This is a genomic window from Pseudarthrobacter sp. W1I19, assembly GCF_030817835.1.
Taxonomy (GTDB): domain Bacteria; phylum Actinomycetota; class Actinomycetes; order Actinomycetales; family Micrococcaceae; genus Arthrobacter.
In genome coordinates, this window is sequence record NZ_JAUSZR010000001.1 from 1405558 (window position 1) to 1421500 (window position 15943).

At 65.3% G+C, this 15943-nt stretch carries 12 protein-coding genes; 7 read left to right on the forward strand and 5 right to left on the reverse strand.

Annotated elements, in window-relative coordinates; genetic code table 11:
• Positions 1-19: 19 nt before the first annotated feature.
• Genes QF038_RS06585 through QF038_RS06605 form a run of 5 tightly spaced genes read right to left on the reverse strand, consistent with a single transcriptional unit; the run spans position 20 to position 5471 of the window.
• Positions 20-1312 carry a DUF58 domain-containing protein gene (locus QF038_RS06585; protein ID WP_307609425.1) on the reverse strand — a complete coding sequence of 431 codons (1293 nt, stop codon included), beginning with the start codon at positions 1310-1312 and terminating at the stop codon, positions 20-22.
• On the reverse strand, positions 1312-2322 hold the full coding sequence (locus tag QF038_RS06590; protein WP_307609426.1) for a MoxR family ATPase: 1011 nt from the start codon (positions 2320-2322) through the stop codon (positions 1312-1314). Before QF038_RS06590 ends, QF038_RS06585 begins: the two co-directional genes overlap by 1 nt.
• Positions 2319-3536 carry a DUF4350 domain-containing protein gene (locus tag QF038_RS06595; RefSeq protein WP_307609427.1) on the reverse strand — a complete coding sequence of 406 codons (1218 nt, stop codon included), beginning with the start codon at positions 3534-3536 and terminating at the stop codon, positions 2319-2321. Before QF038_RS06595 ends, QF038_RS06590 begins: the two co-directional genes overlap by 4 nt.
• Positions 3533-4180, reverse strand: a complete 648-nt coding sequence (locus tag QF038_RS06600) for a DUF4129 domain-containing protein (RefSeq protein ID WP_307609428.1) — start codon at positions 4178-4180, stop codon at positions 3533-3535. The genes QF038_RS06595 and QF038_RS06600 overlap by 4 nt, the downstream gene beginning before the upstream one ends.
• Positions 4170-5471, reverse strand: a complete 1302-nt coding sequence (locus tag QF038_RS06605) for a hypothetical protein (protein ID WP_307609429.1) — start codon at positions 5469-5471, stop codon at positions 4170-4172. The genes QF038_RS06600 and QF038_RS06605 overlap by 11 nt, the downstream gene beginning before the upstream one ends.
• A gap of 184 nt (positions 5472-5655) precedes the next feature.
• Here QF038_RS06605 and mtrA point away from each other — a divergent pair, with 184 nt between their 5' ends.
• From mtrA to secA, 7 genes are all read left to right on the forward strand, one after another.
• Positions 5656-6330: an MtrAB system response regulator MtrA gene (gene mtrA, locus QF038_RS06610; RefSeq protein WP_091415523.1), complete on the forward strand. Its 675-nt coding sequence runs from the start codon at positions 5656-5658 to the stop codon at positions 6328-6330.
• Positions 6305-8212, forward strand: a complete 1908-nt coding sequence (gene mtrB, locus QF038_RS06615) for an MtrAB system histidine kinase MtrB (RefSeq protein ID WP_373461624.1) — start codon at positions 6305-6307, stop codon at positions 8210-8212. Before mtrA ends, mtrB begins: the two co-directional genes overlap by 26 nt.
• Positions 8209-9927: an LpqB family beta-propeller domain-containing protein gene (locus tag QF038_RS06620; RefSeq protein ID WP_307609431.1), complete on the forward strand. Its 1719-nt coding sequence runs from the start codon at positions 8209-8211 to the stop codon at positions 9925-9927. Before mtrB ends, QF038_RS06620 begins: the two co-directional genes overlap by 4 nt.
• A gap of 86 nt (positions 9928-10013) precedes the next feature.
• Positions 10014-10937, forward strand: coding sequence for a ComF family protein (locus QF038_RS06625; RefSeq protein ID WP_307609432.1), 924 nt, complete (start codon positions 10014-10016; stop codon positions 10935-10937).
• Positions 10938-11081: 144 nt separating this feature from the next.
• On the forward strand, positions 11082-11807 hold the full coding sequence (hpf, locus tag QF038_RS06630; protein WP_091415531.1) for a ribosome hibernation-promoting factor, HPF/YfiA family: 726 nt from the start codon (positions 11082-11084) through the stop codon (positions 11805-11807).
• Between the two features lie 32 nt (positions 11808-11839).
• Positions 11840-13066 (forward strand): winged helix-turn-helix domain-containing protein, encoded by a 1227-nt coding sequence (locus QF038_RS06635; RefSeq protein WP_307609433.1) that lies wholly within the window; start codon positions 11840-11842, stop codon positions 13064-13066.
• 82 nt (positions 13067-13148) lie between these two features.
• Entirely contained in the window at positions 13149-15887 is a 2739-nt protein-coding gene (gene secA / locus QF038_RS06640) for a preprotein translocase subunit SecA (protein WP_307609434.1), read from the forward strand.
• Positions 15888-15943: the final 56 nt, after the last annotated feature.

A 15943-nucleotide genomic window follows, 5' to 3' on the forward strand; every position in this document is an offset into this window, starting at 1 on the left:
ACAGCGGCCTGCTGGATTTTCACAATCTACCTGCCGCCTTGAGCCTGATGTACATGTCGGCCAGCCGGGGCGGCAGCTCCTGCGGTTCTGCGTCCACCACCTCCACACCGTGCTGGCGAAGTTCGGCCGTGACTGCTGCCCGCTGCAGGAGCGCCCGTTCGGCGGCGGCCGCCCGGAAGACACCGGCGGCATTGTCACGCTCCTGCAGCATCAGGCCGAGCTGTGGGTCCCGCACCGCTGCCACCACCACGACATGCTGACGGGCCAGTTGCATCGCGGTGGGGATCAGGCCTTCTTCAGGTGCGCCGCCTTCCAGCGACGTCAGCAGCACCACCAGGGACCGGTGCGCTGACACGGCCCGGACCTGCGCCGGGATTGCGTGCCAGTCCAGCTCGATGAGCTCAGCCTCCAGCGGGGCCATGGCCTGGACCAGCCGGCCGAGGAGGTTCCCCTGGCCCGCTGATCCAGCCCGTGCCCTGGTCCGCCGGTCGAAGGCGAGGAAGTCCACGCGGTCTCCGCCCCGCTCGGCGAGGACACCCAGCAGGAGGGCCGCTTCCATGCCGGTGTCCAGTCGGGGCTCGTCACCGATCCGGGCCGCAGACGTCCGGGAGGTATCCAGCACCATCACCACGCGGCGGTCGCGTTCAGGCCGCCAGGTGCGCACCACCACGGCAGACCGGCGGGCTGTTGCACGCCAGTCGATGGACCGCACATCATCGCCGCGCACGTAATCACGAAGGGAATCGAACTCCGTGCCCGCGCCCCTGATCTGCACGGCAGCCTTGCCGTCCAGTTCCCGCAACTTCCGCAGCTTGGAGGGCAGGTGCTGCCGTGAATGGAACGGCGGCAGGACCCGCAACAGCCCGGGGCGCTCGATGGTCCGCTGGCGGGCTGCGAGCAGCAGCGGCCCGAAGCTGCGGACGGTGACATGCGGGGCTTTGAGGTCTCCGCGGCGGACCGGCCGCAGGCGTACCGCAACCCGTCGGCTCTCACCCGCCGGAACATCAAGATCCTGCAACGGATTCTGGGCCCCGGCGGATGGCTGCCAGGCATCCCGCAGGCTGCCGCGCAGCCGGCGCCCGCCGTCGTTCGTGACAGTCAGTACCGATTCTGCCGTCCCATGCAACGTCACGTTGCCAGGGTCCCGGCGAATAATCCGGATCCGGCGCGGCGAACCGGCCAGGACAAGGTCCAGGGCAGCCAGTGCTAAGAGGCAGCCGGCCACAAGGAAGAACGTTCCCCAGCCGGGAACCAGCAGGACCGGCACCAGGCCCACCAGCACCAGGAGGACAAAACGCCCGGAGATTGCCATCAGCGGGGGACGGGAACGGAAGCCAGGATGCTGCCCAGCACGTCATCCACGCGGACCCCGTCCATCTGCGCTTCCGGCTGCAGCGCCACCCGGTGGCGCAGGCAGGGCAGTGCCAGGGCCTTGACGTCATCAGGGGTGACGTAGCTCCGCCCGGAGAGCCAGGCCCAGGCGCGGGAGGTGTTCAGCAGCGCTGTGGCGCCACGGGGCGAAACGCCAAGCTGGAACGATGGTGCCGAACGCGTGGCCCGGACCAGGTCGACGATATAGCCGATGATTTCAGGTTCCACAGAAACTGTGGCAACGGCTTCCCTGGCGCGTTCCAGATCCGCGGCGCCCGCCACGGCACGGACGCCCGCGGCCGCAAGGTCGCGGGGATCAAAGCCGGCCGCATGCCGCCGGATGATCTCCATCTCGTCGCGGCGCTCCGGAAGCGGCATGGTGAGCTTGAGCAGGAACCGGTCCAGTTGTGCCTCGGGGAGCGGATAGGTTCCCTCGTATTCCACCGGATTTTGGGTGGCTGCAACCAGGAACGGTGCGGGCAGCGGGCGGGCGGCACCGTCCACGGAGACCTGCCGCTCCTCCATGGCTTCGAGCAATGACGCCTGCGTTTTAGGCGGCGTACGGTTGATTTCGTCGGCGAGCAGGAGGTTGGTGAACACGGGACCCTCGCGGAACGAGAATTCCGAGGTGTGCGAGTCGTAGACCAGGGACCCGGTGACGTCGCCGGGCATGAGATCGGGGGTGAACTGTATCCTCTTGGTGTCAAGGCTGAGGGCTGCGGACAGTGCACGGACCAGCAGGGTCTTGGCCACGCCGGGCACACCCTCCAGCAGGACATGCCCCTGTGACAGCAGGGCGATCAGCAGGCCCGTGACGGTGGCGTCCTGCCCCACCACGGCCTTTGCCACCTCATGGCGTACGTCCAGGAGGGCCTGCCGAGCTGAAGCATGTCCGGCGGAACCCTGCCCGTTGGAATCAAGGACCCGGGGCCCGCTGCCTTGTTCGCTCATCGGCTACTGACCTCTTTCTCTAGGGTGTTCAGTTCCTGCGCCCAGGCCACAAGCCGTGCCTCCGTGGGCGGGTGTTCGTTCAGGAGTTCCTTGATGCCTTGCGACGGCCGGGACAGGAACCGGGCCACCGCCTCCGCGGCCTCATCAGCGGTGGCTTCCGGACCCAGGCGGAGTTTCCTGGCCAACCGCACGAGTGTCCCGGCACGGAGGTTGTCCCGTGCCTGCCCGATGGCGCGGGCCTCCTGGTACAGCCGGGCCCTTCCTTCGGCTGTTTCCACTGCCTTGACCACCACGGGCAGCGGTTCGAATACGAGCGGTCCATGCCGCCTGCCGCGCCACAGGATGGCGGCCAGTGCCACCAGCGCAAGCCACAGCCCGATGAAGCGTGACCAGTCCGGAGCGAGCTCACTAAGTGTCTGGGGGGAACCGGTGGTATCCAGATCCTCAAGGGACGGGAGATACCACACCAGGTCCGCCGAGCTGCCCAGCGTGCGGAGAGCCAAGGCGGCGTTGCCCAGTTCGTCGAGTTTTTCGTTGCTGAGGATGGCCGTACTCCCCAGGACGGTGACGCGGCCATCGCCACTGACCGTCAGTAGCCCGGCGCTGGTACCGGCGGGCCGGTAACAGGACGTCCCGCCGTCGTACACGAAGCCCGATGTTCCGGTGACCTGGCCGGCGGCCCCGGCATCAGGCAGGGAACAATCCGGCTCGAGTACCGGTGCCGACTCGGGCACAACACCGGCCTGCGTGATGCTGCTGTCCAGGGCGCCCAGCGTCTGGAGGCGGGGCGAAATCACCACCACCCGCTGGGCGGCGTCGATCAGGTCAGAGAGCCGCTGGTCATCCAGGTACCCGTTCCTGTCGTAGAGCAGGAGGGTGGGGAAGTCGCTGTCTTCCAACGCCGCCATGGCCTCTTCGAAGCGGTCGACGCCCTTGACGTTTACGCCGTGCCGGCCGAGGATCTCGCTGACGGCACGTGCCCCCTCCGGTCCCGGGTTATGGACGGAGAGGGAAACACCGTCCCCCTTTGGCGCAAGCTGCCCCCAGATCACCATGCCCAGTGCAGTGGCCACAACGGCTGCGAGGGCCGCCAGCCCGCGGTGCTGCCGGAGCCAGCGGATGGGACTCCTGCGCACCGCGGACCGGGAATCCTGGCTGGTGCTTCGATCTACAGTGTTTTGTTCTCCAGCGACGTCCTGCAGCGCTTCGGTCATGGCAGCGCCGCCGTGTCCAGCCCCGCATCCTGGCGTACGGGACGGGCCGCCTCGAGATCTGTGTCCAGTCTTTTCATTGCCGCGTAGTCTTGGCTGCCCGGCGTCCAATTCCCGTAGCGGACTGCGTCGAAGGTCCGGGCGGCGTGGTCCAGGCGCGCGGCCTCCGCCGGGAAGGGCCGCGACAGGGCGAAGGCGGCTTCATCCGCGGTCCGGCCAGGCTGGGGTTCCAGCACCACACGGTCTTCGGCTGAGCGGACCACTGCACGGAAGCGGTCGACGACGGCGTCCCCCCACTTTCCTGCCGCGGCCGAAGCGTCAGCGCGCTGCCGGTAGTCCGGGGCAGTGAGTGCGTTGTCCGGCTCAAAGACTTCCTTGGCCTGCCGGGCTTTGGGGTTCAGGCGGGGCCGGGCGAGGATCACGGCGACGGCGATGACCACGGCGATCACAATCCCAATGACGGGGCTGGGCACGGGGGCATCGGCTCCCGCCGGTCCGTCCAGGGACTGCAGCCAGTCCAGGAAGCTGCGCCAGAGCGAGTCAAGCCAGCCGGGCTCGGCTTCCCGGTATTCGGATTTGGCCAGTTCCTCCGCGGCCCAGCGGCGGGCTTCCTCCGCCGAGGGCAGCACAGGAGGCTCAGCGGACATCCGGCCAAACCCCGGGCCGCCCGGTTCCGGGAACCGGTCCCGGCCTGGCGGCACGCATTCCGCGGCCCGGTATGACATCCGGATCTGCACCCGTTTCCAGTTGGCGGAGCAGCGCGATGTCCAGGCCGTCCTTACGCATCCGCAGATCCATGTAGATCAAGGCCATCACCGACGTCTGGAAGGCATACCCCACAGCCCCCACCAGGGCGCCGACGACGGCAGTGGCCACCCCTACTGCAACTGCAACGGCGATTTCCTGCTCGCTGCCGGCATGCGGGGACAAGAAGCCGGAGAGCATCGAGGGCAGCAGGCTCACCGGGATCATGACCACCTGCCCGATGACGCCCACCATGATGCCCACCACCAGGGTGATACCCAGGATCCGCCACCAGTTGGCGCGGGTCAGCGACCACGAACGCCGCAGGGCATCGAGGGCGCCCAGCTCTTCAATGACGACGGCGGCGGGCGCCACCATCAGCTTGATATAGATCCACAGGAGCAAGGCAAAAACAGCAGGAATCATAGGGATGAGGAGGAAGATCCCGGCCCGTTCCCTGGTGGCGATCACCGCCACGACAAGGGCTGCCGGCAGCAGCAGCGCCAGCATTCCCGCCAGCATCATCAGCGCCGCCAGGCGGGTCAGCGCCCAGGCCCGCGAACGTGCCAGGACCCACATCTGCCGGAAACCCGTGGGGCGGTTAAGGATGGACCGTGCGACCGGCACCACCATGGCCCCCTGGAGGACGGCCGAGATGAACATGGTCAGGACTGACACCAGCAGGACGGCGGCCAGGAACCCCAGGCCCAAGGAGGCGAAGTCGGCGGGGCTGGCGCTCTCCGCCCAGGCTTCGATGGAGACCATGGAGGTTGCGGTGACGGCAGTGATCACCGCGGCAAGGATCGCAGCAAAAGACTGGGCAATGAGGGAAGCGCCGAGCATGGCTTTGGCGTTCCGTCTGATTGTCTGGAATGAGCCGTCCAGGATCTCACCGAACATCAGGGGGCGGAGCGGGACGATCCCCGGTTTGGGCGGCGCCACATAGCGGGGCTGGCCGTAGGGGTTGGCGGGAGGCTGGCCGAAACCAGGCTGGCCGTAGGGGGAGCCAGGGTATGGCGGCGGGGGCGAACCCCAGTGCTGCTGCCCCTGCGGCTGTCCCCAGGCCGGCGGCGCGCCCCAGCCAGGTTGCTGGCCCCACTGGGGCTGCTGACCCTGTTCGGGCGGCTGCCCCCATGCGGGCTGCTGCCCGCCGGAGCCCTGGGGCCGCTCCGCGCCCGGATCCTGTTCTGACACCCGTGTTCCTTCCCCCTGCAGCAGTGCCTCCGCAGCCAGGCCCGGTCCGCGACAGAACGGTGGGCACCGGGAACCGCCGGCAATGCTCCCAGCCTATAGTTCCGTGGGCACGGCTACCTAGCGTTCCGCCATGCCGCAACGCCCTGAACAGGACAAAGCCTGTCTGATAAGGGAATATATAACTATGAAGGCACGCATTCTGGTGGTAGACGACGACGAAGCACTGGCCGAGATGATTGGAATTGTTCTTCGCAATGACGGCTTCGAACCAGTCTTCTGCGCTGACGGCGCCAAAGCGCTCGACGTTTTCCGTTCATCCAGGCCTGACCTTGTCCTGCTGGACCTGATGCTTCCCGGCGTCGACGGTATCGAGGTCTGCCGGCAGATCCGCTCGGAGTCGGACGTGCCCATTGTGATGCTGACCGCCAAATCGGACACCTCCGACGTCGTCCGCGGGCTTGAATCAGGCGCTGACGACTACGTTCCCAAGCCCTTCAAACCGGCCGAACTCGTGGCGCGCGTGCGCGCCCGGCTGCGTCCCGGCGACCAGAAGGCCCCGGAAACCCTCAAAATCGCCGACATCACCATCGACGTCGCAGGCCACACGGTCAGCCGGGGCAATGAGCGGATTTCCCTGACGCCCCTGGAGTTCGACCTCCTGGTGGCCCTCGCCCGCAAACCGTGGCAGGTGTTCACCCGCGAGCTGCTGCTTGAGCAGGTCTGGGGCTACCGCCACGCCGCCGACACGCGGCTGGTCAATGTCCATGTCCAGCGCCTCCGGTCCAAAATCGAGCAGGATCCGGAAGCTCCGGAAGTTGTCTTAACGGTGCGTGGTGTCGGCTACAAAGCAGGGGCCTGACCCCGCAGTTCCCCCCGGGGGACCTGCACACGAACCCGCCACGGAAAGTTCTGCCGAACAACCTGGCGGGCACCACCGGCCTGAGCACCACAACGCTCCAGAACACACCGATGCCCGCACTGCAGGCTTCCAGCGGCTGTCCCTCCAGGCCAGGATCTGGCAGCGCCGTGCCCTGATTGTCAGCCTTCGCGTCGCGCGGCTGGTGCGGACCGGATTCCGGAAGTTCCTCCCGGCCCTCCGGTACATGGGGCGCGCGCTGCACCGGCGGTGGCGCCGGTCCCTGCAGTTCCGCACGGTCCTGACCACCCTGCTCCTGGCCATCACGTCCTTCGCCGTAGTGGGCGCTTATCTTTCGAACCAGATCGCCAACAACCTCTTCCAGGAGCGGCTGACCCAGGCGGAGTCCGAGACACGCTACAACGTCAAGCAGGTGCAGGACACGTTCGACGGCGCCCAGGTCACCGACCAGTCCAGCGTGATCACCCTGGTGTACGACACACTGAACGCCGTGGAGGGCCGCGGCTCGGTCATCCAGCGGAGGTACGTGTTCGAGGCCATGCCCGAACAGACCAAGCCGCGGAACCGCTGGGTGGAATCACGGGCATCGGACCAGCTGACCGTCAGCGTCATCCCGCCGGAACTGCGCAAGGCCGTCCAGGAATCCGGGAAAGACCAGTACTGGGCCTCAACCGTTATCCCGGTAGGCACTGAGGACCGCCCCGGCATCGCCGTGGGAAACAAGGTGACCTTTAACGGCACCGTCTATGAGCTGTACCTGATTTACGACCTCAACACCGCCCAGCAGACCCTGAACGAAATCCAAAGCGTATTGTGGGCCGGCGGAGCGGTGCTGGTCCTGATGATCGGCGCCATCGCCTGGTATGTGACGCGCAATGTGGTCAGCCCGGTGAGCCATGCCGCGATGGTCTCCGAAAAACTCGCCGCCGGCCAACTGCAGGAACGGATGGTGGTCCGGGGCGAGGACGAGGTGGCACGCCTTGGTGCCTCCTTCAACCACATGGCTGCCAGCCTCCAGGAACAGATCACCCAGCTGGCTACCTTGTCCCAGATGCAGCAGCGCTTCGTCTCCGACGTTTCGCATGAACTGAGGACGCCGTTGACCACTGTCCGGATGGCCGCGGAAGTGCTGTACGACGCACGGGACGATTTCGACCCCATCAACAAGCGCTCGGCAGAACTCCTCTACAACCAGGTGGAGCGGTTCCAGTCCCTCCTTTCGGACCTTCTGGAAATTTCCCGCTTCGACGCCGGCGTGGCCATGCTCGATGCCGAGCCGGAAGACATCCTGCAGGTGGTGGCCCACGTGATTGAAGGTGCAGCCCCCGTCGCGGCCGAATATGGCTCCGAGATTATCCTTAGCGCCCCGGCAGGAGCCATCATCGTCGAAATGGACGCCCGCCGGATCGACCGCATCCTGCGAAACCTCATACTCAACGCCGTGGAACACGGAGAGGGGAAGCCGGTGACGGTCTCCGTGGGAGCCAGTCAGACCGCCGTCGGCATCGCCGTACGCGACCACGGGATCGGCATGGCGCCCGCGGAAGCCGCGCGCGTCTTTGACAGGTTCTGGCGCGCCGACCCTGCCCGTGCCCGCACTACCGGCGGCAGCGGCCTTGGGCTTTCCATCGCGATGGAGGACACCAAGCTCCACAACGGGTGGCTGCAGGCATGGGGCAAGAAGGGGAGCGGTGCCAACTTCAGGCTGACGCTGCCGTTGCGCCAGGGGGAAGAAATCGACAAGTCGCCCGTGCAGCTGGAACCGGAGGACATCACCATCCCTGGCGAAACAGACAACAGGAACATGCTGGTCCTTGAGGCCGGCACTCCGCTTGCTCCGGCGGCCTCAAAGGACACTCCATGACGGGCCGTACCCCGCCCAGGGCCAGGCTGGCCGCTTCGCTGCTGGTGGTCCTGCTGGCACTGCTGGCCGGTTGCGCGCGGATTCCCACGTCCGGCCCGGTGGGCAAAAGCAGCGAGGGCAGCGCCGGCAACCTCAGCGCACCCGTGTTCCTGCCGGCAGCGCCGCAGCCCGGCGCGTCACCGGAAACCATCATTGACTACTTTTACCGTGCCGGCAGCGGCTACGAGGACGACTACGCCGTCGCACGCCAGTATCTGACCCAGGCTTCCTCCGTCTCGTGGAAGCCGGACCAGCGCGCCCTCGTTTACCGGGAAGCCAAGGTAGTGGCGGGTGAGGCCGAAAATGTCTACAACTACGAGCTCGACGTCGCTTACACCGTGGATTCCGATGGGATAGCAACGCAGTCACCGAAAGGAACCATCGAAAAAATCCCCGTCACTGTCACTCAGGTGGACGGGCAGTGGCGCATTTCGGCCCTGCCGGACGGGACAGCCATCGCCGAAGAAACCTTCAAGGTGATCTACGGCGCGTACCCCATCTACTTCTATGACCCCACGTTCACCTACGCCGTGCCGGACGTGCGCTGGTTTATCAAGAACAAGACCGTCAAGGCGATGACCAGTGCGCTGCTCGCGGGGCCGGCGCCGTACCTGCGGGGCGCCGTGGCCAGCGCCTTCCCCTCGGGGATCAAGCTGGCCCGGGAATCAGTACCCGTTGTCTCCGGTGCAGCCCAGGTGGACCTGACGGCCAAGGAACTGACGGAAACCTCGCCCGAGGACCGGCTGCGGATGCAGATGCAACTGACATTGACCTTCCGCAGCCAGCCGGACGTAGTCAACGTTGAGCTCCGCGCAAACCAGGACCTGGTCCGGGTCGAGGACAATGGCTCGGTCCTGCCGCCGGTAGTGGATAAGAGTGTGCCGTCGCGGCAGATTGCGGTCAGCGGTAACGAGTTGGTCCGCTACGAAAACAACAGAATTTCGCCGTTGCCGGACATCCAGCCGGTGTCCTCCCTTACTCCGCGGTTCCCCGCCGAGTCGCCTGTATCGCAGACGGCGGCCTTCCTCAACGAGAGCCGCACCACCCTGTACAGCATCAGTCCCGGCCAGCCTGCAAGGGCGCTGACCACGCGAAGCACGCTGACCCGGCCGTCCTTCGGGCTGAACGACTGGCTGTGGTCGGCAGGCCCGGGCGCCTCGGGGGAAACGGAAATTGTGGCGTTCCGGCCCACAGGAGTGGCAGAGGGCGCCACCGTGCCCTCAGTCACGCTGACACCGGCCTGGCTGGCAGGACGGACGGTCAAGGACGTCCGGATTTCGCGCGAGGGGGTCCGGGCGCTGGTGATTTCCGAACAGAACGGCAAGACCCGGGTGCAGGTAGCCGGCATCATCCGGGGCGGTGACGGAACGCCCCGGGAGCTCACGCCACCTGCTACTTTGGCTACCGAAAGCGGGCCGGACCAGGGTGTCTGGGTCAGCGATACCACCGTTGCCGTGGTGAAGGGGGCCGCCGGCTCGAACGTTACGCCGGAACTGCTCTCGCTGACGTCGGGGCAGCCGCAGCAGCTGGCACCATGGCCGGGGCTGGTGGCCCTCAGCGCCGGAAACGGCCCGGAGGAAATCTACGCCCAGTCCGCGGAGGGCGTTTTCCAGCGGCTGGGCAACGGCTGGTCGCCCCAGATCAAGGGCCCGGTCGATCCAGCCTTCCCCGGCTGACCCCGCGTTCCTTCCGGCCCTGTCCCTGTCCACATAGCGTGTTGACGGTGTGGTGCTGCAGGCGCCTCGCGTCAGATGCTTGGCGGGTGAGCCGCAAAGTCACGGGCCCAGCCCGCGCACCATGGAACGTCCGGACCGATCCGGACCTTGTGCCGTCCGCCGAGCGGCCCGCCAGGCACCGGTCGGACCACCGGAGCGCGTTACTGCGCCTCGTGGACCAGTCTGCGGGCGCTTTTGGCGATCTCCTGGCGCTGTTGGTTCCGGTGGACTGCGTGTGCTGCGGAGCCGAAGACCGGGCGCTGTGCGTTTCGTGCGACCGCAACATCCGCCGGCTGACGTACCAGCCCTTCAGGGCTGAACAAGGAGCTCCCGCGCTGATGGACGTCGGCGGGACGGTGCTGCTGCCGGTGGTGGCTGCCGGCGTGTACAGGGAAGAGCTGGCGCAGGCCCTCCTTTCCTTCAAACGGCACGGGCAGCACGGGCTCGGGAACAGCCTGGGCCGGGCGCTCGGCGCGGCTGTCCGGACAGCTACGGCTGGGATGCAGGAGATTTGCCTGGTGCCTGTGCCCACCAGCAACGCAGCCTTCCTGAAGCGTGGCTTCAGCCCGGTCCACCTGCTCCTGCGGAAGGTGCCACGGCAGATCCCGGGGCTTCCCGTGCTGAACGTGCTGGAAAAAACCGATGGTGGAATTCTGCAGCTGCCCGGAGGCCAAAAAGGCCTGGACCGTGGCGGCCGTGCGAGGCGGGTGCGGGGGTCCATGCGTGTCCGCGGGCGGGCCCTGGCCCAGCTGGCCGGACGCCGCTGCGTCATCGTCGACGACGTCCTCACCACAGGTGCAACCCTTTCGGAAGCTGCGCGGGCACTGCACTTTGCGGGCGCCGTGGTGGCAGGTGCGGTGGTCCTCGCCGCGACACGCCCGCCGGACTCCGCAGCCGCCGGCGCCGCATCCGCTGAACCCAGCGGGGAGGGGCATGACTTAGAAAAAAATAAACCACGAAAGGATGAATAACGGATGGCTATGAACTAACGTCGGTGTTGGGTACCAAGAACAGAATGTACCTGTCGATGGCGGCTCGGAAAGGGGCTTGACTGTCAATCAGATCGGCCCAGCGAAGTGCTGCCGTCGTGTCACCGAAGTCATTTGGAGGGCACCATGGAGTTTATGATCAGCGGACGAAATCTGACAGTCTCAGACCGGTTCCGCGAATATGCCGGGGAGAAGATCTCAAAGATCGAGTCGCTGGGGGACAAGGTCCAGCGCGTCGATGCAAAAGTTTCAAAGGAGACCAGCTCACGGCAGACCGGCGACCAGCTGACTGTTGAAGTGACAGTATTGGGCAGGGGGCCGGTGATCCGTGCCGAAGCAAGTGCCGCTGATAAATTCGCTGCATTCGACCTCGCATACAACAAGCTGCTCGAGCGGCTCCGCCGCGCCAAGGACCGCAAGAAGGTCCATCACGGACGCCACACACCCAAAGCCGTCCGTGAAGCCACCGCCACGCTGGAACCCGCCAGCGCCCACGAACCGATTTATGTAGAGGCGAGCCACCGGACCGAAACAGCGCCGGCCCCCGCAGAGAAATCTCCCTACGATGTCGATAATGACATTCCGGCCGGCGATTCCCCGGTCCTGATCAGGCGCAAGGTCTTCCCGGCCGCTTCGCTTTCGCTCGATGATGCCGTGGACAACATGGAACTTGTGGGCCACGATTTCTACCTTTTCGTGGATAAGGCCACGAATACACCGTCTGTTGTGTACCGGCGCCGCGGCTGGACTTACGGGGTCATCACCCTGGACCATGAATGCGAACCGGGCGACACCGTGGTTGAAGAAAAAATCCTCGCGTACCGTTCTGACGACGCAGCAGCCAACGCCTAGGGTGGTAATCACCATCCACAGAGAGGACTGATGTGCCGACGCTGAGCCTGGACCAGGCCCGGCGGATCGCATTGGCAGCACAGGGACTCGACAAAGGACGGCCCGCCGGCCCCGTGACATCACGGACGGTGGGCCGGACTTTTGCCCGGCTCCAGCTTGTCCAGATCGATTCCGTCAATGTCCTGGCACGGAGCCACTTCCTTCCTTTCTTCTCCCGGCTTGGGAACTACGACCGCAACATCCTCCAGCGGATGTCAGCCACACATCCGCGACGCATGGTGGAGTACTGGGCGCACGAAGCCAGCTACATCCGGCCCGAGCACTTCGCCGACCTGCGATTGTGGCAGAAACGTTCCTGGGTGGGCGCCCACAGCATGGATCCGGCCTTGCGCGCCACCATTTCCGCCAGAATCCTGGAAACGCTCGCAACGGCAAGGCCTCTGACCGCCGCCCAGATTGCCGACCGCATCGGCCACGTGGAGGAGAAACAGAACGCCAACTGGGGCTGGAACTGGAGCGCGGTCAAGAGGGTACTGGAGCACCTGTTTGAGGAGGGCGTTGTTTCAGCCGCCTCCAGGACGGAGCAATTCGAGCGGAGGTACACACTCACTGCGAAGGTGCTGCCCAATCTTCCCGGCGCGGAACCCGGGGAACGCGACCTCGAGCCGGCCCTTCACCGGCTGATCGATGCCGCGGCGCAAGCCCACGGCATCGGGACCGTGCGGTGTTTCGCTGACTATTTCCGCACCCCGGTCAAGGCCGCAGCGGCATCAGTGAACCATCTCGTGGACTCCGGCAGGCTGGAACCTGTAACGGTGGCAGGCTGGAACCGTGAAGTGTTCCTTCACACGGAAGCCAGGCTGCCGCGGCGTGCGACAGGCCGGGCGCTGTTGAGCCCGTTCGATTCCCTGGTCTTTGAACGGCGCCGGCTTGAGGAGCTGTTCGGCTTCCATTACCGCATAGAGATCTACACTCCTGAACCCAAAAGGCGCTATGGATACTACGTCCTGCCCTTCCTCCTGCGCGACAGAATCGTGGCACGGGTGGACCTCAAGGCTGACCGCGCAGGCGGGAAACTGCTGGTTCGATCCGCTTATGCCGAGCCTGATGCCCCGCCGGATACCGCCGTCGAACTCGCTGCAGAGCTTCGCTTGATGGCGGACTGGCTGGGACTGCCCGGCATGGAGATCTGTCCGCGGGGCGATCTTGCCTGCGAACTCGCCCAGGCCGTAACAGGCGGATTGGCCGCTCCGCTCTGAGGGAAAACACGCAGCGGCCCGGTGTCTCTCCCGTAGACTAAAAACGCCAGAATTCGGCGGCAACGACTGGGAGCATCTTCACGTGGCATCACTTATCGAAAAACTTCTCCGCACGGGTGACAAAAAAACCCTGCGGCAACTGCGGAACTATGCCGACTCCATCAATGCCCTGGAAGACTCATTCAAGACGTTCACGGATGCCGAACTCCGTGAGGAAACTGACAGGCTGCGCGAACGCCACCAGGACGGCGAGAAGCTCGACGACCTGCTTCCGGAGGCCTTCGCCGCGGTCCGGGAAGCTTCCTCGCGTACCTTGGGCATGCGCCACTTCGACGTCCAGCTGATGGGCGGCGCCGCGCTGCACCTGGGCAACATCGCGGAAATGAAAACCGGTGAAGGCAAGACCCTGGTGGCAACTGCTCCTGCCTACCTCAATGCGCTCGCCGGCAAAGGTGTCCACGTGGTCACCGTGAATGACTACCTGGCCGAATACCAGTCCGACCTCATGGGGCGCGTGTACCGTTTCCTTGGCCTCACCAGCGGCTGCATCCTGTCGAACCAGGATCCCTCTGTCCGGCGCCAGCAGTACGCCGCCGACATCACGTACGGCACCAACAACGAATTCGGTTTCGACTACCTCCGCGACAACATGGCGTGGGACAAGGCCGAACTGGTCCAGCGCGGGCATCACTTCGCCATCGTTGACGAAGTGGACTCCATCCTCATTGACGAGGCCAGGACACCGCTGATCATCTCCGGTCCGGCGCAGGGCGACACCAACCGCTGGTACAGCGAATTCGCCAAGGTGGTCCTGCGGCTCCAGCCGGAGAAGGATTACGAGGTTGACGAAAAGAAGCGCACGGTAGGCGTCCTGGAAAGCGGCATCGAGAAAGTCGAGGACTACCTCGGGGTCGAGAACCTCTACGAGTCCGCCAACACACCCCTGATCGGGTTCCTCAACAACGCCATCAAGGCCAAGGAACTGTTCAAGCGGGACAAGGACTACGTCATCCTCGACGGCGAGGTCCTGATCGTGGACGAACACACCGGCCGTATCCTTGCCGGCCGCCGCTACAACGAGGGCATGCACCAGGCCATCGAGGCCAAAGAAGGCGTCGAGATCAAGGCCGAGAACCAGACCCTGGCCACGGTGACGCTGCAGAACTACTTCCGTATGTACCACAAACTCTCGGGCATGACTGGTACTGCCGAGACCGAGGCCGCGGAATTCATGGGCACCTACAAGCTTGGAGTTGTGCCCATCCCCACCAACCGGGACATGCAGCGGATCGACCAGCCTGACCTCGTATTCAAGAACGAGACCGTCAAGTTCGACGCCGTCGTTAAGGACATCGCGGAGCGGCACGAAAAGGGCCAGCCTGTGCTTGTGGGAACCACCAGCGTCGAGAAGAGCGAATATCTGTCCCGGCTCCTCGGCAAGGAGGGCATCCGCCACGAGGTCCTGAACGCGAAGAACCACGCACGCGAAGCTGCCATCGTGGCCCAGGCCGGACGCAAGGGCGCTGTCACCGTAGCAACCAACATGGCCGGCCGCGGTACCGACATCATGCTCGGCGGCAACGCCGAATTTACTGCAGTGGCCGAGTTGGCGAAGCGCGGGCTTGACCCGGAAGAGAACTCTGAGGAATACGAGTCCGCCTGGCCAGAGGCATTGGAAGCTGCAAAGCAGTCCGTCAAGGACGAACACGAGGAAGTACTGAACCTCGGCGGCCTGTACGTTCTGGGTACCGAACGGCACGAATCGCGCCGCATCGACAACCAGCTCCGCGGGCGTTCCGGCCGCCAGGGTGACCCGGGCGAGTCCAGGTTCTACCTCTCGCTGACCGACGACCTGATGCGCCTCTTCAACTCCGGTGCTGCGGAACGGCTGATGAACAGCTCGGTGCCGGACGACGTCGCCCTGGAATCCAAGCTTGTCTCGCGGGCCATCGCCTCCGCGCAGGGCCAGGTGGAGGGCCGCAATGCTGAGCAGCGCAAAAACGTCCTGAAGTACGACGACGTCCTCAACCGCCAGCGCGAAGCCATCTACGGCGACCGCCGCCGCATCCTTGAGGGCGATGATCTGCACGAAAAGGTGCAGTACTTCGTGGAGGACACCATCACGGCGCTCATTGACGCTGCGACAGCCGAAGGAAACGGAGACGACTGGGACTTCCACCAGCTCTGGACCAACCTCAAAACGCTCTATCCGGTCAGTGTCACCCCGGAGGAGATCATCGAGGAAGCAGGCGGAAAGTCCAGGCTCACTGTCGAGATGCTGAAGGAAGAGCTGCTGTCCGACGCGCGTCTGGTCTACCAGGCCCGGGAAGAGGCGATTGGCTCCGAAAGCATGCGCGAGCTGGAGCGCCGGGTTGTGCTGTCAGTTATCGGGCGTAAGTGGCAGGAACACCTTTATGAGATGGACTACCTCAAGGAGGGAATCGGACTGCGGGCCATGGCCCAGCGCGATCCGCTCGTTGAGTACCAGCGTGAGGGCTTCGCCATGTTCCAGAGCATGATGGAGGCCATCCGCGAGGAAAGCGTGGGTTTCCTGTTCAACCTGGAAGTGGAAGTCACCCCCGCCCAGGATGTGGTGGTTGCCGACGCCGAGGGCGGGCACACCGAGCACGTTGAGCCCCAGGTGCGGGCCGCCGGCCTGGAAGCGCCGGCGCAGCCGGCCCAGCTGCAGTACACCGCTCCGAGCGAAAGCGGCGGAACGCAGACCCGCGTGGAGACGCGGCAGTCCGGCCGTTCCGGAAACCCGGCCAAGGCAGCAGCTCAGGATGCAGCTAAGCGTCCCGCAAAGAAGAAGAAGCGGTAACCGCCATGAGTGGGCCGGCGGGCAATTAAGAACACGGAGCAGGGCCGGGAATGTGA

What these genes read in the sequence shown, in the direction of transcription:
- QF038_RS06585 (WP_307609425.1), bottom strand. Translation starts at nt 1,312, where the DNA reads ATGGCAATCTCCGGGCGTTTTGTCCTCCTGGTGCTGGTGGGCCTGGTG.
- QF038_RS06590 (WP_307609426.1), bottom strand. Translation starts at nt 2,322, where the DNA reads ATGAGCGAACAAGGCAGCGGGCCCCGGGTCCTTGATTCCAACGGGCAG.
- QF038_RS06595 (WP_307609427.1), bottom strand. Translation starts at nt 3,536, where the DNA reads ATGACCGAAGCGCTGCAGGACGTCGCTGGAGAACAAAACACTGTAGAT.
- QF038_RS06600 (WP_307609428.1), bottom strand. Translation starts at nt 4,180, where the DNA reads ATGTCCGCTGAGCCTCCTGTGCTGCCCTCGGCGGAGGAAGCCCGCCGC.
- mtrA (WP_091415523.1), top strand. Translation starts at nt 5,656, where the DNA reads ATGAAGGCACGCATTCTGGTGGTAGACGACGACGAAGCACTGGCCGAG.
- QF038_RS06620 (WP_307609431.1), top strand. Translation starts at nt 8,209, where the DNA reads ATGACGGGCCGTACCCCGCCCAGGGCCAGGCTGGCCGCTTCGCTGCTG.
- hpf (WP_091415531.1), top strand. Translation starts at nt 11,082, where the DNA reads ATGGAGTTTATGATCAGCGGACGAAATCTGACAGTCTCAGACCGGTTC.